Genomic DNA, 21,518 nt, shown 5'->3' with positions numbered 1-21,518 from the left:
GAATTCGAATTACGGAGGTTGATTGAAATACGTTACTGTTCGGGGACGGGAGCGGGGACGAGAACGCGGCAAAATGTGGGGAATTATATGTCTCGTCGCCCTGTGACGTGACACGATGAGTACCGGCATCACGATGGCGTCGATGTCTCGCTACGCCATCCTCGGGTGTGGGAGCGTGGGCCACGCGGTCGCCGAGGAACTCGTCAGCGAGGGCAAGGAGGTCGAGATCATCGACCGCGACGAGGGTCGCGTCGAAGCCCTCCGCGACCAGGACCTCGACGCCAACGTCGCGGACATCCGCGACGAGTCGGTCGTCGACGAGGTCGCCGACTGCGACGTCGTCCTGATAATGTCCTCCGACGTCGAGGCCAACTCGGCAGCCGTCGGAAACATCCGCGAGCGCGGCGGCGACCATTTCATCGTCGCACGCGCCTCGGACCCCGTCTCCGCCGACGAACTCACCGAGCTCGGCGCCGACGTGGTGATCAATCCCTCGTCCGTCATCGCCGACTCCGCGCTGCGCGCGCTGGAGACCGGCGAACTCGAGTACAAGGCCCGCAACCTCGCCGAGGTCATCGACGACACCGGCGGACGCATGGCCATCCTCGTCCACCGGAGCCCCGACCCCGACTCCATCGCGAGCGCGGCCGCGCTGCGCGACATCGCCGCCAGTCGCGACGTGGAGGCGGACATCATCTACGAGGGCGAGGTCGGCCACCAGGAGAACCGAGCGTTCGTCAACCTGCTCGGCATCGACCTCGTCTCCCGTGACGACGTGGACATCGACGACTACGACACCGTCGCGCTCGTCGACTACGCGAAGGGCGGCGCGCCAGCCGCCGAGGACATCGACATCCTCGTCGACCACTACGAACACGAGAACGAGGCCCTCGACGCACGTTTCGAGGACGTCCGCTCGAACGTCTCGGCCACTTCGACCATCCTGACCAAGTACATCCAGGAACTCGACCTCAACCTCAGCCAGGAGGTCGCCACCGCGCTGCTGTACGGCATCCGCGCCGAAACGCTGGATTTCAAGCGGGACACGACGCCGGCCGACCTCACCGCCGCCGCCTATCTCTACCCCTTCGCCGACCACGACACCCTCGAACAGGTCGAGTCGCCGTCGATGTCCCCCGAAACCCTGGACGTGCTCGCCGAGGCCATCCGCAACCGCGAGGTCAGCGGGAGCCACCTCGTCTCGAACGCGGGGTTCATCCGCGACCGCGACGCCCTCGCGCAGGCCGCCCAGCACCTCCTGAACTTGGAGGGGATCACGACCACGGCCGTCTTCGCCATCGCCGACGACACCATCTACCTCGCCGCCCGGTCGAAGGACATCCGGATGAACATCGGGAAGGTCCTTGACGACGCCTTCGGCGAGATGGGCGAGGCGAAGGGCCACTCGACCGACGCCGCCGTCGAGATCCCGCTCGGGATCTTCACCGGCATCGAGACCAGCGAAGACAACCGCGAGACGCTCCTGCAGCTCACCGAGGAAGCCGTCCGCAAGAAGCTCTTCGACGCCCTCGGCGTTGAGTCCTCCTCCGGCGAGAGCAACGGAAGCTAACCGTCTTTTCTCGGCCGGAAAGTCACGGGTGAGAACACCGTCAGCGCTTCCCCCTTTGGAGTTTCAGTGCCGGAGAATCAGCGATTAGCCGTCCATCGCTCGGTCGAGAATATCCCGAATGTACGCTCCTTTCTCGGCGGTGTATCTTTCCCTGTTCTCGGGGTGTGCTTCTGCCAATCTCTTCTTCAAGGAGGCGTACTGGTCGGCCGCTTCGTGGTGTTCGCGCAGGTACTCCCTGAAGGCGAGTTTCTCCCGATAAAAGTCGCTCCCTTGCTCGGTGATCGAGAGATAGTGTGTTCGGTTCGTAGGCGGTCCCTTTGCGAGAAAGAGTCGCCCCTCGACGTCTCCGGGCCGATGTTCGTACCCGTGTTCTTCGAGTATCGGGACGAGGTCGTTCGCCTCGTCTACCTCCTCGACGACGGCGAGGATATCGATGATCGGCTTTGCCACCATCCCCTCGATAGCAGTGCTACCGATGTGTTCGAAATCGAGGAACCACTCGCCGGCGATCTCGGTCAGTCGCTGTACCTCTCTTTCGTAGTGGTCTCTCCATTCGTCCCGATACGGTTCGAGTTCGACAGTCCCCCGTTCCAATCCAACCACGACTCCCAGGAATCGCGGTGCGAGAATAAGCCTTGGGAGGGACCGATTGATGACAGACGAGTGCCAACCGACGGTCCACTGTCGAGAAAGTGGGACACGAGGAGGGGGGATCGGCGTCACAGTCGCGACGGGCGACGCGAGCGAAAACGCTCATACATCAGAGACACGAACGACGAGCCATGAGCGACAGCGACTGGAGCGACCGGATCGTCGGGGAGCGGATGCAGGTCGACCAGGAGTTCGCCGAGAAGGTCGCCGCCTCGAACTTCTCCCGCCAGCAGTGGGGCCTCATCATGACTGCCGTGGAGTTCGAGATCGAGAACCCCGAAGACCCCGAGACCGCCCGCCTCGTCGCGGACACCAGCAAGGTCGAGAGCATCGTGCCCGAACTCGACAACATGGATCGCGCGGCCGGCATGGCCGCGCAGGGCGGCGGGGGAGAGTCCGGTGACTCCGGCGGACTACTCGACGGGGTCAAGGACGCGCTGGGGCTGGGCGGTGGCGGCGGCGTGGACCGCGAGCAACTGGCCGCCGCCGAGGAGATGGCGCAGATGTACGCCGGCGACCTACAGGAGAAACTGGAAGCGCGCGGGAAGTGGGAAGAAGTGTGCGTCCTCGCACGGGAGTGACCGACGGACGTCGGTCGGCGCGGCCCGTCTCCGGGACCCGTCCAGTCGTCACTCGTTCGTGAACCGGGTCAGTCCTTCGGCCTCGTAGATGTTGATGAGCTCGGTGACGAGTTCGTCGTCGGACTCGTCGTCCACCTTGAGCGTGTCTAGCCGCTCGATCGTCTCCTCGTCGAGTTCGACCTTCGGCATACAGTCGACAGTAGACGTACTGAGAAAGGCAAATTTCGGGGACCGAACGGGGATCGTTCGGCGCTCGAACGTGAGAACGCGGTGATTCAGAGCCGGTCGACGACCGCTTCGGTCACGTCTTCGGTTGACGCATCGCCGCCAAGGTCCGGGGTGCGCGGGCCGTCAGCGAGAACGCCTTCGACGGCCTCGCGGACGGCGGCCGCCTCGTCGTTGTATTCCAGGTGGTCGAGTAGCATCGCGGCCGAGAGGATCATCGCGGAGGGGTTGGCGATCCCCTCGCCGGCGATGTCCGGCGCGGAGCCGTGGACCGGCTCGAACAGCGCGTTCTCCTCGCCGACGTTCGCGCTCGGGAGCAGGCCGAGGCCGCCGACGAGGCCCGCGGCCAGGTCCGAGAGCATGTCGCCCGCGAGGTTCGGGCAGATGACCACGCCGTAGTCCTCGGGATGCATGACGAGGTGCATCGCGAGCGCGTCCATCAGCGCCGTATCGTAGTCGATGTCGAAGGAGTCGCCGACTTCCTCGGCGGTCTCGAGGAACAGGCCGTCCGTCTCGCGCATGACGTTGGCCTTGTGCGCGATGGTCACGTCGTCGAAGCCGTTGCGCTTCGCGTAGCGGAAGCCGAACTCGGCGATCTCGCGGGAGGCGTCCTCGGTGATCACGCGGGTCAGCGTGCGGACGCCGTCGTCGATCTCCGCCTCGATACCCGAGTAGACGCCTTCGGTGTTCTCGCGGATGAACACGAGGTCGGTGTCGGGCTGGACGGCGTCGAGACCGGGGTACGAGCGGGCCGGTCGGACGTTGGCGAACGAGCCGACGACGTCCCGGAGCGGGAGGATTACGTCGGCGGCCGTCTCGCCGGCTGCGCCGAACAGCGTCGCGTCGGCGTCGGCGGCGAGTTCGCGAGTTTCGGTGGGGAGCGCTTCGCCAGTCTCCGCTTTCACGGCGTCGCCGGCCTCACCCTCGACGAAGTCGAAGTCGACGTCGATCGCTTCGAGGACCTCGACTGCCGCCGGCGTCACTTCCTGCCCGATCCCGTCGCCGGGGATCACGGCGATCTCGTGAGTCATGACGCAATCTCCCGCCGGTGTCGAAAAGAGCGTGTCGATGTGTGGCAGCGACCGCACCGCTCGGCGCTCGCCGGTCAGTCCCCGGAGTCACTCGCGTACGCGACCGCTCGAACCGGCGACGCGTCGGCGTTGGCGAACCGGAGCGGATAGGCGTGCAGTTCGAAGCGCTCGGGCGGCCGATCCAGCCCGCGTAGGTTCTCCACGATCAGGCGCTCTTCCTCGAACAGCGCTTCGTGGACCGGGAACCCCTCCGGTTCGTCGTCGTCGGCATCTTCGGTCGGCGTCGGGTCCGGGTTGACGGTATCGACCCCGAGGTCACAGCCGCGGTCGGCGAGCCAGGCCGCCGCCTCTGCGGTGAGATACGGGTGGTCGAAGTATTGCTCGCTCCCCCAGTGGCGATCCCAGCCCGTAACGACAGCGACGAGATCAACCGTCGCCGGATCGACGGTGAGCGCATCCCGGAGTGCGTCGACACCCACCGATTCCCTGGGTTCGAGCGGACGGAGATCGGCGCATGCAGCGGAAAACCGGAACCGCTCCGGCGGGAACTCGTCGAGCGATGGCCCGTCTACGAGGTGCGCGGGCGCGTCGACGTGCGTGCCGGTGTGAGTGTCTAAATCGAGGCGCGTCGTCCGGTATCCGTCGCGGTCGCGCGTCGCGGCGGGTTCGACGCGGATCGGTTGCGTTCCCGGATACACCGGCATCTCCGACTCGATCGCGTGAGTGAGATCGACGGGCTGCACACGTGTGGTTGCGTCCCCTGCGGTGATAGCCGTTGGGCTCCCGAATGCTGGCACGCACCGCGCAACTACTCCGTCGTATCGTGCGAAAATGTAATGTGGGTGTGGTTATATCACCGCAACCATGGGTAAACGGTGTAACAGCCCGCGGGCGGGGGAAGACGAACGCGCATGGGCACGAGACGAACGTCCAGAGCCGCGAGGGGAACGGGGCGGTCGAATGACCGACGAAGCTCGAACCGGGGGGAGCCGGCGATGGGGCTGCTGAGCGGCATCGGCAAGCAGCTCTCGGTGGCCGGCAGGGCGTTGCGAGTCCTTCTCTCGGCGCCGCAGGTGTTCATCTACCCGATCCTCGCGGTGGTGTTCGGACTCGGGATGCCGATAGTGTTCGTCGGCGGGGGCTTCCTCGTGGACCCGACGCTCGGCAAGCTGGGCGTCGTGGCCTACGTCGTCGGGTTCCCGCTCCTGTTCGCGTTCCTGATGGTCGCGTACTGCTACGAAGTGAACGAACTGTTCGAGGGGCGGTCGCCGGGCTTCGCGTCCGGCCTCCGTCGTGCGGCCGGACGGATCAAGATGGTCGTCCTCGGCGGCCTCGTGATCGGGGTCGGCGGGATGGCGACGCACTACGTCGGCGACTCGATCCCCTTCGGCGACGCGCTCGGCGTGGGAAGCCGCTGGGGGCTCAAGATCGCCGGCGTGTTCGCGTTCCCCGCCATCGCGACGAGCGACGGGGCGCTGAAGGAGACGTTCGCGAAGGTGAAGGCGGGCGTCGAGGACCAGTGGGGCAAGTCGATCGTCGCCACGGTCGGCACGCGGGCGGTCGGGATGGTGATCTTCTGGACCGGGATGCTCGCCGCCATCGCACTGGCGGTCCTGGCGTTCCTCGGCGAGTTCGCTATCGAACTCCCGCCGCTCGGCGCGTTCACGCTCCCGGTAATCCTCCCGGTCGCCGCGATCGTCACCGCGATCACCGTCCAGTTCACCGTCGACGGCGTCGTCAAGACGGCGCTGTTCCGGTACGCGATGGACGGCGAACTGCCGCCGGCGCTCGGCGGCGACGCCGATGCGCTCCTGTCAGACTCTCCGGGAGCCACAGGCCGCTCGCACGGGTCGCACGCGGTCGACGACTGACCCCCTCGGCGGGTTCGCCGGGACCCTCGGAACCGACGGAACGTGTCGAACAGGTATCCTTTTTTGCCGGACAGCACACGGGGTCCTATGGACGTCGAGCCGCTGGTCGTCCGCTGTCGGGGCGAGTCGGTCGAATTCGACGCCGTACGCGCGGTGTTCGCCGAAGCGGGACTGACGCCGGACGAGTCGGTCACGTGGCGCCCCGGCCGCGATCGGTTTCTCTCCGAGCGCCACCCTGCACTCGGGCGCGTCAGAGCGGTCCTGCCGGAAGCCGACGGCCACGATCTCAGGCTGCGAGCCGACCCGTTGACGCGGATCGACTGGCTCCGCGCGGTCACACTCTTCGAGCGAGCGTTCGACGCGGGCGGTCTGGCGTGGGGGACATCCCGCCCCGGCTACAGGCCCAGAGGGCCGGACGAGCGAACGGTCACGGCGACCGACCCGCACACCGTGGGCGCGGTGGCGTACTTCGACAGCGAGACCGTCGACAGGATCGATCGTGAGACTCTCACAGCGGCGCCCGCGCTAGCGATTCGCGAGGACAACGACGGGCGAGTCACGCTCGTGAGTGCACTCTCCACCGACAGCGATCGGATCGAACCGGTCCAGAGCGCCATCCGTGGGGCCGGACGGACACCGTCGCGACAGTCGATCGGGACCTACAGCGACTACAACGACCGCGAACCCGGATACACGCGTCCGTCGTTCGAGGAGGGACCCGTCCAGTTCTCGGCGCCGGCGTCCGAGGCGTCCGGCGGGCCGGTGGCATTGCTCGACCACCTCGGGATCTGGGACCGCGAAGACGTTCGCGAGGGGTTGTGGGACGACTCGGAGCGAACGGTCGACGCTCTCGCGACGGTGCTCGACGACGAGCGCGAGGTCGTCCGCCGCGAGGCGACCTGGGCGCTCTGGTACGGGGCCCGCGGGAATGCCGACGTCGACGTGGCGTCCCACCTCGCGCGCCGACTCGACGACGAATCGGCATCAGTCCGTGCGCTGGCCGTCGACGGACTCAGACGCGCGGGCAAGGCGTCGGATCCCGTCGACTCGGACGCCATCGCGCTGGTCCGGTCCATGGCGCTCGACAGCGACGACGTCGACCTGCAGATCACCGCGATCCGGTCGCTGGGGACGCTCGCCGGTGAGACACACGCCTCGGCGGCCGTGGACACGTATCGCGACGTATTCGAAGACAGCTCCGACCGGACCGTCCGCGAGGCGACGGTCGCGGCCGCCGCCGATTTCGCCGACGAGGACCACGTTCCGTACGCGCTCGACCTGCTGTTCGACGCGCTCGTCGACGGGGATCCGGACGTCAGGAAGACGGCCGCCGGCGAGTTTCCGACTCCACCGAAAGGGAAGAGCTACGGATCGATCGGGCGGCGGAAGCGAGACGGACTCTTCGACGCGGTCGAACGCCACGAGTCGACCGTCCACCGGGCGCTCGAGGACGAGGACCCGTCGGTCCGGGCGATCGGCGTCCGACTCGCCGTGGGGTTTCTCGACGAGCGAGCGATAGAAGCGCTGAACCGGGCGTCGACGGACCCGTCGCCCGAGGTCAGACGGGCGGTTGCACGCGCTGTCAGTCTCATCGCTCCCCCGACGTCGACCGACTCGCTGGCGAACATGCTCGCCGACGAGAGCGCGCTGGTCCGCCGCTCCGCCGCACGTCTGCTGGCCGACTACGCCGAACACAAACCCCAGACGGTGACGCCACATCTCGACGCCGTCGTCGACGCGCTCGGAGACGACGAGGACGTCGACAGGTGGCTAGTCGAGGTACTCGAGCAACTCGGCACTCCCGAATCGATCGAGGTCCTCGTCGACTTGCTCGGCGACGACCGTCAGAGCGTTCGCCGGCGAGCGGTCGGCGCACTACGGGATGCCGGCGACGTCCGGGCGCTCGACCGCCTGCGTGAACTCGCGGACGCGACGCCCGACCGGGCGACCAGAAACATGGCGCGCGAAGCGATACGGGCGATCGAACGGCGCTCGCCGTAGCCGTCCCGGCGCCAGTGCCGGCGGAGAATCGGTCGTGGACATCGAGTCACTCGGTGGCCAGACTGCCGGTTTCGAGGTCGAGAGCCCGTGATGGACCCCCCTCTTCGTCCGCTGGCACCAGGCGCGGGTCGTCTTCGGCCGCCAGTTCCCAGCACCCGTCGACCGTCCGCGACCAGCAGTCGGTGCCGTCGTCGGCGACACAGTGGAGGGTTCCACCCCGGGTCCGGAGCACCGTGACTGCCCGGCCGTCGTCGCGGGTACCTCGCGCGTACTCGTTGACGGCTTCGTCGAAGGAGCGACGCCACAGCTGACTCCCGTCGGCGTCGAGGACGACACAGTTCCGACCGGAGGGGTACACTGTCGGCTCGTCGACCATCTCGAAGTCGATGTGCTGTTTCACCGTCCCTGCCGGTCCGGCGAAGGCGCCGACGATCTTCCCCGTCCGCTCGTCGAGACGGAGATACTGGTGAGTGGCGCGGACCGGCGTGTCCCAGACGAACAGGCAGCAACTCCCGTCCCGGAGCTTCAGTCCCCACCTGTAGACGGTGTCCAGTCGTCGCCACAGTTCGGTCCCCTCGGCGTCGAACCCCCACAGGTGACACGAGTCGCCGCGCGAGGTGGACGACGCCTCGGGTCCGGCAGTCTTGATCACCGTGACTCCGTCGACCGCAACTACCCTCTCCACGGCGGTCGAGAACTCGACGATCCGACCACCGACCCGGAACTCCCTGGGACCCCACGACTCCACGGGCTCCCCCGTCTCGGTATCGAACTCGTAGAAGCGGCCGTTGTCCGCCCGGGCGACCCGTCGCTCGCCCAGATCCGACAGCCCGCCGTCGAAATCCTCCCACGTCGGTTCGCCGGCGCGTTTCATGGCGGTCCCACGGCTACGAGTCGTTTGAAAGTTCCGCTAGATAGTCATTTTGGGGGAACCGGTGCCCGGGAACATCGAATACAGCGACTCGGGGATCCGGTGTCGAACGAATAGACGCGGAGGACTGCCGTCAGTCCGCGCTCTCGAGGTACGGCAGCGAGTCGGCGGTCTCGGCGATCGCGTTCTGGTTGGCCTTCATCAGCGCGGTGGTGTCCCAGTTGCCCTCGACGAGGGCCTCGCGCTGGGCGCGGTCGACGCTGACGTTGATCTCGTTGTCGCCGTAGGTCACCGTCTCGGCGCGCACGTCGACCTCGATGTCGCCGTCGGGGTTGTCGTCGACCCACTGCTGGAGGGCGTTGATCGTCTCGTGGTCGGCGGTGACGGTCGGGATGCCGAGCGCGAGGCAGTTGCCCGCGAAGATCTCCGCGAAGCCCTCGCCGATGATGGCATCGATGCCCCAGCGCATGAGCGCCTGCGGGGCGTGCTCCCGGGAGGAGCCGCAGCCGAAGTTGTTGTTGACAACCATGACGTTGGCGTCCTGGAAGCGCTCCTCGTTGAACGGGTGGTCCTTCTCGTTGTCGTCGTCGTCGAACCGCAGGTCAAAGAAGGAGAACTGGCCCAGGCCGTCGAAGGTGACGACCTTCATGAACCGCGCCGGGATGATCTGGTCGGTGTCGATGTCGTTGCCGCGGATCGGGATGCCCGTCCCCTCCACGTAGTCGACCGACGGGATGTCCTCTGTCGGGTCGCTCATTGGACGGCCACCTCCTCCAGGTCGCGCACGTCAGAGACCTCGCCGGTGATCGCCGCCGCGGCGACCATCCGCGGGTTCATCAGGACGGTGCGCCCGTCCTTGGAGCCCTGGCGGCCGACGAAGTTCCGGTTCGAGGACGAGGCACACGCCTCGTCGCCCTCCAGTTGGTCCTCGTTCATGCCGAGACACATCGAACAGCCGGCGTTGCGCCAGTCGAAGCCGGCGTCCTCGAAGATGTCCTTCAGGCCTTCCTCCTCGGCCTGTTTCTGGACGCGCTGGCTGCCGGGGACGACGAACGCACGCACGTCGTCGTCGACCTCGCGACCCTTCACGATGCGGGCCGCGCGGCGCAGGTCCGGCAGGCGGGCGTTCGTACAGGAACCGAGGAAGGCCACGTCGATATCGTAGCCGTCCATCGTCTCGCCGGGCTCGACGCGCATGTGTTCCTGGGCGCGACGGGCCGTGTCGACCTTGTCGTCGGCCAGGTCCTCCGGCGCCGGGATGGGGTCGTGGATGCCGATGCCCTGCCCGGGCGTGGTGCCCCAGGTGACGACCGGGTCCAGCTCGCTCGCGTCGATGCGGACCACGTCGTCGTACTCGGCCGTATCGTCGCTGCGGATGGACTCCCAGTACGGCTTCAGCTCGTCGAACTTCTCGGGGTGCTCCTGGAAGTAGTCCGTCTGCTCCAGCCACTCGTAGGTGGTCTCGTCGGGGTTGACGTAGCCCGCGCGAGCGCCGCCCTCGATGGACATGTTACAGATGGACATCCGCCCTTCCATGTCGAGGTTCTCGATGGCCTCGCCGGCGTACTCGTAGACGTAGCCGACGCCGCCCTCGGTGCCCAGCCGGCGGATGATCTCCAGAATGATGTCCTTCGCCTCGACGCCCTCGCCGAGTTCGCCGTCGACCTGGATCTTGCGGACCTTCTGCTTCTCCATCGCGATGGTCTGGGTCGCCAGTACGTCGCGGATCTGGCTGGTCCCGATACCGAACGCGAGCGCGCCGAACGCGCCGTGGGTCGACGTGTGAGAGTCGCCACAGACGATTGTCTTGCCGGGCTGGGTCAGCCCCTGCTCCGGGCCGACGACGTGGACGATGCCCTGCTCGCCGCTGGTCGGATCGAGGAACTGGATGCCCGCGTCGCGGACGTTCTCCTCGAGTTCCGACATCATGTTCTCGGCCGCGTCGTCGCCGTAGGGGCGAGACTGGTCGGCCGTGGGGACGATGTGGTCGACCGTCGCCAGCGTCAGGTCGGGCCGGGCGACTTCGAGGTCCCGCTCCTGGAGCATGCCGAACGCCTGCGGGCTCGTGACCTCGTGGATGAGGTGCAGCCCGACGAACAGCTGATCCTGCCCGTTCGGCAGCGTCGTTACCTTGTGCCGGTCCCAGACCTTGTCGTACAGTGTGCCCTGACTCATACTGATCCGTCTCGCCCTTCGGAACCCCGCTGGAAGACGCGATTGGCGTCCTCCGCGTCCGCTTCGGGGTGTTCGTGATCGACGTCTCGCATCGTCTGTTCGCCCTCGTCCGTCGCGTCCGCGCGGCCTCCGTCGGCGGCCACCGCCGGCCCCCGCTGGAAGGCGAAGTCGTCGCCGAAGGCCTTCCCGGTGTGGGGGTTAGTGTGGCTGAACTCGGCCATCGTCGCCTTCGGGGCCGCGTCGCCGACGGTCTCCGTCGTGGGTTCGGTCGTGTGTGTCGTGTCGTCTGTCATCTGTCTGGTGCGCTCGCTACTCCTCGTCGGCCCACGCGAACAGCTCGCGCAGGCGTCCGCCGACTTCCTCGATCTGGTGGTTGGCTTCCGCGTCGCGGTACTGCTTGTACGCGGGCCGATGCGCCTGGTTCTCGTTGATCCACTCGCGGGCGAACTCCCCGTTCTGGACGCCTTTGAGGATCTCGTCGAAGCCGTCGCGGTCGATGATCTCCTCGCCGCGGGTGAGTCCGCCGTACTCGGCGGTGTCGGAGACGGAGTTCCACATGCCCATGTGGCCGCCCTCGTACATGAGGTCGACAATGAGCTTCAGCTCGTTCAGGCACTCGAAGTAGGCCATCTCGGGAGCGTAGCCCGCGTCGACCAGCGTCTCGAAGCCGGCCTTGACCATCTCGGTGACGCCGCCACAGAGGACGGCCTGCTCGCCGAACAGGTCGGTCTCGACCTCTTCCTGGAAGCTCGTCTCGATGACGCCCGCGCGGGCGCAGCCGATGGCCTGCGCGTAGGCCAGCGCCTCCTCCTTGGCGGCGCCGGTCGCGTCCTGCTCGATGGCGATGAGGCCCGGGGTGCCCTCGCCGCGCTTGTACGTGCGGCGGACGAGGTGGCCGGGGCTCTTGGGGGCGACCATCGTCACGTCGACGCCCTCCGGGGGCTCGATCTGGCCGTAGTGGATGTTGAACCCGTGGGCGAACTGCAGCGTGTCGCCCTCCTCCAGACCGTCCTCGACGGCCTCGAAGACGGCCGGCTGGACGGTGTCCGGGACGAGCATCACGGTGATGTCCGCCTCGGCGACGGCGTCGTCCGGCACCTCGACGCGCAGGCCGTCGGCCTCGGCCTCCTCGCGGGAGGCCGACCCCTCGCGGAGGCCGACGATCACGCCGACCCCGCTGTCGGCGAGGTTCTGGGCCTGCGCGTGGCCCTGGCTGCCGTAGCCGAGGATGGCCACGGTCTTGTCTTCGATGTACGATTCGTCGGCGTCGCCGTCGTCGTAAACGGGAACTGTGAATTCGTCAGTCATCTGTAGCTGTCTCCGCAGTCTCAGCGGTGTTTGATACCTTCGTCGTTTTCCGTCGCTCGTCTTCCAGGACGTCCGCGCCGCGCTCGACGGCCGCGGCGCCAGTCCGGACGACCTCTTGGACGTCGAACTGGTCGAACGCCGCGATGGCCGCCTCGATCTTCTGCTGGCTGCCGGTGACCTCCACCGTGATGGTCTCCGGCGAGGCGTCGACGACGTTGCCGTCGTACATGTCCGCGACCGCGTTCACGTCGTCTGGCTTCTCGCCGTCGACCTTCACGAGCACGAGTTCGCGCTGGACGGCCTCGGGTTCGAGTTCCTCGACCGAGACCACCGGCACGAGCTTCTTCAGCTGCTTTTTCGCCTGGTCGACGCCCGGTTCGGGCTCCTCGATGACGATGGTCATCCGGGCGATCTCGTCGTCGTCCGTGGCGCCGACCGTCAGGCTCTCGATGTTGAACTGCCGGCGGCTGAAGAGTCCGGAAACCTCGGCGAGGACGCCGGGCTCGTGTTTCACCAGCGTCGACAGCACCGCCTTGCGCGGCTGGTGGGTGGCTTCGGCTTCCGGGTCGATGCGAATTCCCTGCGAGTTCCGTCGGCCCTCCGGACGCATGCGATCGTCCGGGTGCGGGCCCTCCATGCCTTGTGTCATCGGTGTTCCTCCGTCGTCATTTCAGATGTCTCCCAGCTGGTCGCCGTTCAGTGCGAACAGGCCGTTGTCCCCGCCGCTGGGGACCATCGGGTAGACGTTCTCCGCGGGGTCGATGATCGCGTCGATCACCGCGGGACCGTCGTAGCTGCGGGCCTCCTCGATGACCTCGTCGACCGAGTCGTAGTCCTCCAGGCGGAACCCGCGAGCGCCGAACGCCTCGGCGAGCATGTCGAACTGCGGGATCCACGGGTACTCCGAGGCCATCCGGCGACCCTCGTAGAAGCCGTCCTGCCACTGGCGGACCATGCCGACCGCCTCGTTGTTCAGGACGACGTACGTGATGTCCAGGTCCTCGCGAACGGCCACGGAGAGTTCCTGCACCGTCATCAGGAAGGAGCCGTCGCCGTCGAAGCAGACGACCTCCTGGTCGGGCGCGGCGATCTTCGCGCCGATGGCCGAGGGGACGCCGTAGCCCATCGTGCCCAGTCCGTGGCTGGAGACCCACGTGCGGGGCTCGGTGTACGTCCAGAACTGGCTGGCCCACATCTGGTGTTGCCCGACGCCGGTCGTGACGATGGCGTCGTCGTCGGCCAGTTCGGAGAACCGCTCGACCACGTACTGTGGCTTGAGCGGCTCGTCCTCCGGCATGTCGTAGGTCATCTCGTACTCGTCTTTCCACTCGGCGCACTGCTCGCGCCACTCGGCGTAGGCCTCGGGGGAGGTGTCCATCGCCTCGTAGGCGACGGGCATCGCGTCGTCAAGCTGGCGCAGGACCTGCTTCGCGTCGCCGATCAGCGGGTGGTCGGCCTCGATGTTCTTGCTGATCTCGGCCGGGTCGATGTCCACGTGGATCAGTTCGGCGTCGGGCGCGAACGTCTCGACGCCGCCGGTCAGGCGGTCGTCGAAGCGCGTCCCGATGGCGAGCATGCAGTCGGTGTTCGTGATCGCCATGTTGGCGTAGCCGGTGCCGTGCATCCCGGCCCACTCGAGGCTCAGCTCGTGATCCTCGGGGAACGAGCCGATGCCGGGCATCGTCGTGATGACCGGGATCTCGTACTCTTTGGCGAACTGCCGGAGTTCGTCGCTGGCCTCGGCCTTGATCACGCCACCGCCCGAGAGGATGACCGGTCGCTCGGCGTCGGCGAGCGCCGCCGCGGCCGAATCGACGGCGTCCTCGTCGGCGGTCGTCGGCGGGTTGTAGGTGTCGGGCGTCTCCGCCTTGCCCGGGAACGACTCGGTCTCGTCCTGGGTGACGTCCTTCGGCAGGTCGACCAGCGTCGGCCCCTGCCGGCCCTGGTCGGCGAGCGCGAACGCCTCGCCGACCTCGGTGCCGACGGTGTCGGCGTCGTCGGCGAAGTAGCTGTGCTTGGTGACCGGCTGGGTCACGCCGACGGTGTCGGTCTCCTGGAAGGCGTCGTTGCCGACCATCTCGGTCGAGACCTGGCCCGTCAGCGCGATGACCGGGTCGGAGTCCATCGAGGCGTCGGCCAGCCCCGTCACGAGGTTGGTCGCGCCCGGCCCGGAAGTCGCCAGGCAGACGCCCGGCTTGCCGGAGACGATCCCGTAGGCGTCCGCGGCGTGGGAGGCACCCTGCTCGTGGGCCATCGTGATGTGGGTCAGTTTCTCCGAGTCGTACAGCGCGTCGTAGACGGGCATGATCGCCCCGCCCTGGACCCCGAAGAGGGTCTCGGCGCCGGCCTGCTCCAGCGCCGCGACGACCGACTCCGCGCCCGTCGTCACGGTGTCGTTCGTGGTGGCGCCGCGCTCGTCGCCGGCGTCGGCTGTCTCGCTCGTGGCCTGTTCGTCCGCGTCTGTGGTCTCGCCCTCTGGTGGCGACACCGGTGTTTGCTCGCTCATATGTTGTGTTGTGGCTGTGGTCTCCGCTTCGCGTCGAACCGATGCGTCCGCCGAGAATGGAAAGCTGTGACTGGTGGGGCTAGGGCGCCCCTACAATACGGACGAGAAGCGTACCGCTGGGTGCGAGGACTGCCTCGCTCCGACCAGCGGTTCGTGTCATCACTACGAGTATCTGTACATCGGCGGCTATAAATTTTCCGAGTCGGCCGCACGCAGGCGTCGGTCGTCGGCGTCGCCGCTCGGCGGGACACCCGGCTCGTACCGGCCGCTCGCGCTGGATAGTGCTCTCGCTGACTGGGCTGGGCGACCGTGGAGGCGGGCATCGTCCTACGCCCGGACCTCCTCGCTCTCGGCGTCGCGCTCGACGCCGACGTCCTGGGCGAACTCCTCCAGGACCTCCATGGTGACGCGGTTGTCGTCCGCGCCGTACTCCTTGACGCGCCGGGTGACCTCGCGCAGTTCCTCGTCGGTGGGTTCGTAGCCCGCCTCGACCAGCCGCTCGCGGACCGAGTGCTGGCCGGTGTGCTTGCCCAGGACGAGTTCGCGCTCGGCCCCGACCATCTCCGGGGTCATGACCCCCGGCTCGAACGTGTCGGAGTTCTCGATGACGCCGGCCGCGTGGATCCCGCTCTCGTGGGAGAAGGCGTTGCGGCCGACGACCGGCTTGTTCGCCGGCACCGGGATGTCGCTTTTGCCCTCGATGATCCGGGAGATCTCGGTGATCCGGGTCGTGTCGATCCCGGTGTCGACGTCGTACAGCGACTCCAGCGCCATGACGACCTCCTCGTAGGCCGCGTTGCCCGCGCGCTCGCCGATGCCGTTGACCGAGACCTGCGCCTGCGAGGCGCCGGCCTCGAAGCCCGACAGGGCGTTGGCGGCGGCCAGCCCGAAGTCGTCGTGCGTGTGCACGTCGATGCGCGCGTCCGCGCGGTCGACCACCTTCGCGATCATGTCGCGGAAGCGGCCGGGCGTCGCGACGCCGCAGGTGTCGGGGATGTTGATCCAGTCGGTCCCCGCGTCGCTGACGGCCTCGCAGACCTCCATCAGGAACGCCTCGTCGGTTCGGGTGGCGTCCATCGGGGAGAACATGCACTCGACGCCGGCCTCCTTGACGCGCTCGACCGACTGGACGGCGCGCTCTTTGGCCTGCTCGCGCGTGGCGTGCATGGAGTCTTCGAGCTGTACGTCGCTCGTCGAGACGAACACGTGGACTAACTCGACGCCCGAGTCCAGTGCCGCTTCGACGTCTTTCTCGACGACCCGGGCCAGTCCACAGGTCGTCGTCGAGGTCGCTTCCGCGATGTCGCGGACGGCCTCGAATTCCGCGTCGGAGTTGACAGGGAACCCGGCCTCGATGACGTGGGTGCCCATGTCGTCCAGCACAGCCGCTATCTCTCGTTTGTCTTCGTAGGAGAACGACGTGCGTGGTGACTGCTCCCCGTCGCGGAGCGTGGTGTCGAAAATGCGTGCCTCGTCAACTTCTGAGGTACTATTTAGAGTACCCTGGAAGAACTCGATCCGCCGGCGAAGCCGACGTGCCCTCGGTGTTGGACATTGTACTCTATCGTGTCCCCTCGGAGCACATAAAGTCTCCGCTCGGCACGGGTCCACGGTAGCGCGTGTCACGGATCGGTTCGACAAGGACGGCCGGATCCGCCGGAGACACGCTCCAGCGGTTCATTCGAGGAAGGAGAACGTCGTCCCGCCGCAGTTAGGACAGCTACCGACCGACGGGCATCGGGTCCCGCGGCCCGAGCGCGAACAGGAGCGTCCCGCACGAATCGCATTCGATCCGTCTCCGCATCGGTGCTCGCCGCTCAGCCGTCCATCGGGTTGCGGCCGTTCGAGTCGGACTTGGCCGCAGTCTGTGTGTCGGACCCGGTCGCCGCCCGCGAATCGGTCGCTCCGTCTATCGAATCAGAGTCGGGCTCCCCTTCCACGGGAGTTGCGCGGACGAGGACCACCTCGTGCAGGTCGCGCGCGTGTTCGTTGAACGTCTCCTGTGCGTCGTCCCAGCTCTCGTAGCCGTCCCGGGTCTCGCACGTGTAGCAGACGCAACGGAACATCCCTCTCAGTCGGGCCCCCGGTCGCGGACCGCGACGATACGCTCGTCTTCCAGCACAACTTCGCGACCGGCGTAGTCGAACGAGACCTCGACTGTCGCCTCCGACTCGGCGAGGAGCGTCTGCAGCGCCTCCGGGTCGAGGACGTCGCCCAGCGGAGGAAGCTCGAAGACGTCGACCCCGGTGTCGGTCGCGACCGCGGAGACGATGTCCGTGAATAGCTCTTCGCTCTGTCTACGTGGGCTCCGCTGGTTGGGTCCCATCAATGAACCACTTGGAAGCTTCAAACTAAAGTATTATCGCATAATTACAACAAGACGCTCCAGAAAGGCGTGTGAGTTTGACTTTCCCAAGAACAATCGCTGATATTACATTCAAGATCTGTCAGTCGCTGTCAACGACGCCGGTGCCGAAGTGGTTGAACGGTCGGTAGTGACTCGCCCCCATCAGGCGCTCGCTTTCGAGCCGCAGCCCCAGATCAGAGAGATTTTCGGCGATTTCGGTGATCTCCTCCGAGCTGTTCGTGACGGCGACGACGTGGAGGTTCTCGTTGCCGCTCAGGATCTCCTGGACGTGGACGACGTTGGCAATCTCAAGCGCTCGTTCGGCGAGGGCGCTCCGCTCTTTGACCGGGGCCGTACAGACGAACCGGAGTCTGATCGGGAACCCCGCGTTCTCGTAGTTGATGATCGGGATGTAGCCCTCGATGACGCCCTCGGCCTGGAGATCGCTGATCCGGTTTCGGATGGTCTGAGCGGAGACCGGGAGCTCGTCGGCCATGTCGACCGGCGTCGTGTTGCGAGCATCTCGCTGAAGCAACTGGAGGATGCCGTAGTCGATCTCGTCCAGTTCTGCCATGAGTGACTATTGTCTCTACGCTAGCCTGCAATGATTCTTTTGACCGGGAGGAGTTCGGGGCGGGCGGCGCTCACAGCGCCGACGGCGAGAAGTCGGGATAGACGAGCAGGACGATCCCGGAGATGGAGATCAGCAGCGGGTCCAGCGGGACCGCGAGCGGGCCGTCGACCATCGACGAGAGCCCGACGAGTGTGAGTGGAACGCCGACAGCGGTCGTCACGCGGCGCTCCCGCGTCGAGACGAGTTCCTCGTGAGACTCCTCGGGGTCCCGCAGGAGCTGTGAACTCGCGCGGCCCACGCAGCCCACCACGACGGCGACCGCGAACAGGTGTACCGCGGTATCGACGAGCGACATACCCACACAGCGGGCGGCCCGAGTATATCAACGTTCGGCCGCGACGGGTCGACAGGCTGTTTCGACGGCGGGACGCCCTCTCAGAATGGGTACTCCCGCGGTTCCCGCTGGATCGAGATCCACTTCGTCTCGGTCACCTCGTTCAGGATGGTCCCGTCGTTGTACCCGCCCATCCCCGACGCTCGCGTTCCGCTGAACGGGACGTGGGCCTCGTCGTTGATCGGCTGGTCGTCGATGTGGACGTGGCCGGTCTCCATCCGGTCGGCGACGTCCATCCCCGTCCCCAGGTCGCCGGCGTGGACCGACCCCGAGAGGCCGTACTCGGTGTCGTTGGCGATCTCGACGGCCTCGTCGACGTCCGAGAATGGGATGACCGGCGCGATGGGCCCGAAGTGCTCGTTGCACGCCGCGGCCATGTCGTTGGTCACGCCGGAGAGCACGGTCGGTTTCACCACGAGCGAGTCGTCGACGCCGTCGATCTCGGCGGTTTCCCCGCCCGTTTCCAGCGTGGCGCCCGCGTCGACGGTCTCCTCGACGTAGCCGAGCATCTGGTCGCGCTGGGACTCGTCGATGATCGGCCCGACGATCGTGTCCCCGTCGTGGGCGCTCCCGACGGGCAGCGACTCGGCGCGGTCGACCAGCGCGTCGACGTAGTCGTCGTAGATCGACTCGTGGACGACGTGGCGGTTGATCGAGATGCAGACCTGCCCCTGGTGGACGAACGAACCGAAGGTGGCGCTGTCGATCGCCTGCTCCAGATCGGCGTCGCCGGTGACGACGTGGGCGTTGTTGCCGCCGAGTTCCATCGCCTGCGCGGCGAGGTTCTCCGCGGCCGTGGCGGCGACCTGCCGACCCACCGGCGTCGACCCGGTGAACGCGACCATGTCGCTCTCGGGGTGGGCGACGACGGCGTCGCCGATGTCCGATCCGTGTCCGGTGACGACGTTCAGCAGTCCCGCCGGGAGCCCGGCGTCCTCGAACAGCTTGGCGAAGAGGAGCCCGCCCGTTATCGCGGCGTTTGTCGCGGGTTTGAGGACCACCGCGTTCCCGGTTGCGATGGCCGGCGCGACGGCGCGCATCGAGAGGTTCAGCGGGAAGTTCCACGGCGAGATGGCCGTCACGACGCCGCGGGGTATCCTCCGGACGATGTTCTCCTTGCCGTCGATGTTCGAGTCGGCGAACTCGCCTTTCATCTGGCGGGGCATCCCCGCTGCCTCACCCATCTGATCGCTGGCGATCTGGACCGACGTCTCTCCCATGATCTGGCCGCCTCCGGCTTCGACCGCCAGCAACTCGATCACTTCCTCACGGCGGTCCTGTAGCACGCCCAGCGCCTCCTGGACGACTTGTTCACGTCTCGCCGGCGGCTGGGCGGCCCACTCCTCCTGAGCCGCGGCGGCGGCCTCGTAGGCGGCGTCGACGTCGTCCTCGGTCCCCGCTGGCACCTCTGCGACCGTCTCCCGCGTCGAGGGGTCCGTGACCGCGATCGTCTCCGCGCCGGCCGCCTCGGTCCACTCCCCGTCGATGTACAACGCCGTCCAGTCGGCGTCGATAGCATAGCTGTCTGGCACGAGTGGCCGTTGTACGGGATCGAAGCGGAAAAGTCGGCGGCCGGCACGCGCCGAGCGGGCCGCGACTCGCCGGATCGCCGGGGTTTCAAGCCCGCGCAGCGAAGCAATCGAACGATGGATCTTTCGAGGACCGACGCCGTGGCCCGTCCGCGGCCGGGAGGTAGCTTCGAGTGACCGGACCGCACCAGGACCAGCCGCTGGTCACCGCGGGCGCGCCGCTGTCGGTCGCCGACGCCGCGGCGGTGCTCGTCCACGGTCGCGGCGGGACCGCCGAGGGGATCGTCGCGCTCGCCGACGACTTCTACCGTCACGGGCTCGCGCTCCTCGCCCCGCAGGCGGACCGCAACCGCTGGTATCCGAACACGTTTCTCGCGCCGACCGTCGCGAACGAACCGCATTTCTCGTCGGCGCTCGACGCGGTCGGCGACGCCGTCGAGACGGCCGTGGCCGCCGGCGTCCCGCCCAACCGGACGCTCCTGCTGGGGATCTCACAGGGCGCCTGCGTTCTGAGCGAGTTCGTCGCCCGCGCGCCGCGGCGCTACGGGGGCGTCGCGCTGTCGAGCGGCGGCCTGATGGGACCGGAGGTCGACGACTACGTGGGTTCGCTCGACGGGACGCCCGTGCTGGTCGGCGGCCACGAGGACGACGACCGGGTCCCGGTCGAGCGCGTCCGCGAGACCGCCGCGGTCTTCGACGCCCTCGACGGCGACGTGACCGAGCGCATTCACGAGGGGGAGGGCCACGGGATCACCGACGCCGAACTCGCGGCCGTCGGCGAACTGGTCGCCGAACTCGTCGGCGAGACGGACGGGCGCTCAGCCGCGGATTCCGACGGGTGAGCGCGCCGTCCTGAGAGGGGCGGAAACGACCGATATCCCGGGTTTGAGTGTGTCGACAAAGGGGTTATCGGCGTCGAAGACCTATCGGGGAACCATGCCGGCAGACATTCCCGGAATCCATCACGTCACCGCGATCGCCGCCGACCCGGGGCGCAACTTCGAGTTCTACACGGAGACGCTCGGGTTACGACTGGTCAAGCGCAGCGTCAACCAGGACGACGTGTCGGTGTATCACCTCTTCTACGGCGACCGCGGCGGCACGCCGGGTACGAGCATGACCTTCTTCCCCTACACAGACGCCCGCCCCGGGCGCGTCGGGACCGGACAGGCCACGACCGTCCAGTTCATGATCCCGGCCGCATCGGTCGACTTCTGGGTCGACAGGCTCGACGCCGAGGGCGTCGACGTCGACGAGCCCCGCGAGCGCTACGACGACACCGTGATCCCGTTCCGCGACCCCGACGGGCTCCCCGTCGAACTCGTCGCGCGGGCCGATACGCCGGCCGGCGACCCCCCGGACGGCCCGGTCCCCTCCGAACACGCGATCCGCGGATTCTTCGGCGTCAGCCTCTCGCTCGCGACGGCCAGCCAGACCGCGAACCTGCTCAAGACGATGGGATTCCAGCCCACCCGGAGCGAACACCGCCGCCAGCGCTTCGAGGCCAGCGGGGAACTCGGGTACGTCGTCGACATCCTCGAAGACCCGGAAGCGCCCCGGGGCGAGTCGGGCGCGGGCACCGTCCACCACGTCGCCTTTCAGGTATCCGACGCCGAACAGGCCCAGTGGCACGACGCGCTGGTCGAGCGGGGCCTGCGGCCGACGCAGATCATCGACCGCAAGTGGTTCAAGTCGATCTACGCCCGCACCGAGGGCGGCGTCCTCTTCGAGTACGCCACGAAGAGCCCCGGCTACACCGTCGACGAGGACCTCGACGAACTCGGCGAGAAGCTGGTACTCCCCGAGTGGCTCGAAGACCGCCGCGACGAAATCGAATCCAATCTCCCGGAACTGACCGTCGCGCCGCGGTCGCAGTGAGCCGAG

22 protein-coding genes and 1 pseudogene are annotated in these 21,518 nt (G+C 67.3%); 6 read left to right on the top strand and 17 right to left on the bottom strand.

The annotated features are described in order from the left end of the window. Window positions 1–115 precede the first annotated feature (115 nt). Entirely contained in the window at window positions 116–1,570 is a 1,455-nt protein-coding gene (locus AB2U09_RS16455; RefSeq protein WP_459193824.1) for a DHH family phosphoesterase, read from the top strand. 84 nt (window positions 1,571–1,654) lie between these two features. Here AB2U09_RS16455 and AB2U09_RS16450 read toward each other — a convergent pair whose 3' ends face one another. Then, window positions 1,655–2,173: a GrpB family protein gene (locus AB2U09_RS16450; protein ID WP_459193823.1), complete on the bottom strand. Its 519-nt coding sequence runs from the start codon at window positions 2,171–2,173 to the stop codon at window positions 1,655–1,657. 179 nt (window positions 2,174–2,352) lie between these two features. On the opposite strand from AB2U09_RS16450, the gene AB2U09_RS16445 reads away from it, so the two are divergent. Continuing rightward, entirely contained in the window at window positions 2,353–2,802 is a 450-nt protein-coding gene (locus AB2U09_RS16445) for a DUF5799 family protein (RefSeq protein ID WP_459193822.1), read from the top strand. Window positions 2,803–2,850: 48 nt separating this feature from the next. Here the strand turns inward: AB2U09_RS16445 and AB2U09_RS16440 are convergent, their stop codons facing one another. The 3 genes from AB2U09_RS16440 to AB2U09_RS16430 all read right to left on the bottom strand — a co-directional run bounded on the left by AB2U09_RS16440 (window position 2,851) and on the right by AB2U09_RS16430 (window position 4,801). Then, window positions 2,851–2,991 (bottom strand): DUF7557 family protein, encoded by a 141-nt coding sequence (locus AB2U09_RS16440; RefSeq protein ID WP_459193821.1) that lies wholly within the window; start codon window positions 2,989–2,991, stop codon window positions 2,851–2,853. 86 nt (window positions 2,992–3,077) lie between these two features. Then, complete coding sequence (locus tag AB2U09_RS16435) at window positions 3,078–4,058, bottom strand: isocitrate/isopropylmalate dehydrogenase family protein (RefSeq protein ID WP_459193820.1); 981 nt, start codon at window positions 4,056–4,058, stop codon at window positions 3,078–3,080. Window positions 4,059–4,132: 74 nt separating this feature from the next. Further along, window positions 4,133–4,801 carry a cyclase family protein gene (locus AB2U09_RS16430; protein WP_459193819.1) on the bottom strand — a complete coding sequence of 223 codons (669 nt, stop codon included), beginning with the start codon at window positions 4,799–4,801 and terminating at the stop codon, window positions 4,133–4,135. Window positions 4,802–5,053: 252 nt separating this feature from the next. Here AB2U09_RS16430 and AB2U09_RS16425 point away from each other — a divergent pair, with 252 nt between their 5' ends. Both AB2U09_RS16425 and AB2U09_RS16420 read left to right on the top strand, forming a co-directional pair. Continuing rightward, the gene (locus AB2U09_RS16425; protein ID WP_459193818.1) at window positions 5,054–5,929 is read left to right on the top strand and encodes a hypothetical protein; all 876 of its coding nucleotides are present in this window, start codon (window positions 5,054–5,056) and stop codon (window positions 5,927–5,929) included. An 87-nt stretch (window positions 5,930–6,016) separates the two neighbouring features. Next, a complete protein-coding gene (locus tag AB2U09_RS16420; RefSeq protein ID WP_459193817.1) occupies window positions 6,017–7,930 on the top strand; it encodes a HEAT repeat domain-containing protein in 1,914 nt (637 codons plus the stop codon). A gap of 46 nt (window positions 7,931–7,976) precedes the next feature. Here AB2U09_RS16420 and AB2U09_RS16415 read toward each other — a convergent pair whose 3' ends face one another. From AB2U09_RS16415 to AB2U09_RS16355, 13 genes and pseudogenes are all read right to left on the bottom strand, one after another. Continuing rightward, on the bottom strand, window positions 7,977–8,804 hold the full coding sequence (locus tag AB2U09_RS16415; RefSeq protein WP_459193816.1) for an outer membrane protein assembly factor BamB family protein: 828 nt from the start codon (window positions 8,802–8,804) through the stop codon (window positions 7,977–7,979). Between the two features lie 130 nt (window positions 8,805–8,934). Then, window positions 8,935–9,558 carry a 3-isopropylmalate dehydratase small subunit gene (gene leuD / locus AB2U09_RS16410; protein ID WP_459193815.1) on the bottom strand — a complete coding sequence of 208 codons (624 nt, stop codon included), beginning with the start codon at window positions 9,556–9,558 and terminating at the stop codon, window positions 8,935–8,937. Next, the gene (gene leuC / locus AB2U09_RS16405; protein ID WP_459193814.1) at window positions 9,555–10,976 is read right to left on the bottom strand and encodes a 3-isopropylmalate dehydratase large subunit; all 1,422 of its coding nucleotides are present in this window, start codon (window positions 10,974–10,976) and stop codon (window positions 9,555–9,557) included. The genes leuD and leuC overlap by 4 nt, the downstream gene beginning before the upstream one ends. Beyond that, the gene (locus AB2U09_RS16400; protein ID WP_459194272.1) at window positions 10,973–11,269 is read right to left on the bottom strand and encodes a DUF7989 family protein; all 297 of its coding nucleotides are present in this window, start codon (window positions 11,267–11,269) and stop codon (window positions 10,973–10,975) included. Before AB2U09_RS16400 ends, leuC begins: the two co-directional genes overlap by 4 nt. Next, window positions 11,258–12,284 (bottom strand): annotated as a pseudogene (gene ilvC, locus AB2U09_RS16395) (ketol-acid reductoisomerase); the annotation flags it as partial. The gene AB2U09_RS16400 and the pseudogene ilvC, both read right to left, overlap by 12 nt. Next, on the bottom strand, window positions 12,277–12,933 hold the full coding sequence (ilvN, locus tag AB2U09_RS16390) for an acetolactate synthase small subunit (RefSeq protein ID WP_459193813.1): 657 nt from the start codon (window positions 12,931–12,933) through the stop codon (window positions 12,277–12,279). The pseudogene ilvC and the gene ilvN, both read right to left, overlap by 8 nt. A 21-nt stretch (window positions 12,934–12,954) precedes the next feature. Continuing rightward, entirely contained in the window at window positions 12,955–14,790 is a 1,836-nt protein-coding gene (ilvB, locus tag AB2U09_RS16385) for a biosynthetic-type acetolactate synthase large subunit (protein ID WP_459193812.1), read from the bottom strand. Between the two features lie 327 nt (window positions 14,791–15,117). Then, window positions 15,118–16,308 carry a LeuA family protein gene (locus AB2U09_RS16380; protein WP_459194271.1) on the bottom strand — a complete coding sequence of 397 codons (1,191 nt, stop codon included), beginning with the start codon at window positions 16,306–16,308 and terminating at the stop codon, window positions 15,118–15,120. Between the two features lie 299 nt (window positions 16,309–16,607). After that, window positions 16,608–16,856 (bottom strand): hypothetical protein, encoded by a 249-nt coding sequence (locus AB2U09_RS16375; protein WP_459193811.1) that lies wholly within the window; start codon window positions 16,854–16,856, stop codon window positions 16,608–16,610. A 5-nt stretch (window positions 16,857–16,861) separates the two neighbouring features. Beyond that, complete coding sequence (locus AB2U09_RS16370; protein ID WP_459193810.1) at window positions 16,862–17,116, bottom strand: HalOD1 output domain-containing protein; 255 nt, start codon at window positions 17,114–17,116, stop codon at window positions 16,862–16,864. A 121-nt stretch (window positions 17,117–17,237) separates the two neighbouring features. Next, window positions 17,238–17,711: an Lrp/AsnC family transcriptional regulator gene (locus AB2U09_RS16365; RefSeq protein WP_459193809.1), complete on the bottom strand. Its 474-nt coding sequence runs from the start codon at window positions 17,709–17,711 to the stop codon at window positions 17,238–17,240. 70 nt (window positions 17,712–17,781) lie between these two features. Next, on the bottom strand, window positions 17,782–18,066 hold the full coding sequence (locus AB2U09_RS16360; RefSeq protein ID WP_459193808.1) for a hypothetical protein: 285 nt from the start codon (window positions 18,064–18,066) through the stop codon (window positions 17,782–17,784). A gap of 80 nt (window positions 18,067–18,146) precedes the next feature. Further along, entirely contained in the window at window positions 18,147–19,637 is a 1,491-nt protein-coding gene (locus tag AB2U09_RS16355) for an aldehyde dehydrogenase family protein (RefSeq protein WP_459193807.1), read from the bottom strand. 170 nt (window positions 19,638–19,807) lie between these two features. On the opposite strand from AB2U09_RS16355, the gene AB2U09_RS16350 reads away from it, so the two are divergent. Next, a complete protein-coding gene (locus tag AB2U09_RS16350) occupies window positions 19,808–20,476 on the top strand; it encodes an alpha/beta hydrolase (RefSeq protein ID WP_459193806.1) in 669 nt (222 codons plus the stop codon). Between the two features lie 94 nt (window positions 20,477–20,570). Beyond that, window positions 20,571–21,512, top strand: a complete 942-nt coding sequence (locus AB2U09_RS16345; protein ID WP_459193805.1) for a VOC family protein — start codon at window positions 20,571–20,573, stop codon at window positions 21,510–21,512. Window positions 21,513–21,518: the final 6 nt, after the last annotated feature.

This window comes from Halosimplex yunnanense (assembly GCF_054504345.1).
Note: the sequence above shows the minus strand (reverse complement) of the source record. Positions and strands in the feature narration are given on the sequence as shown.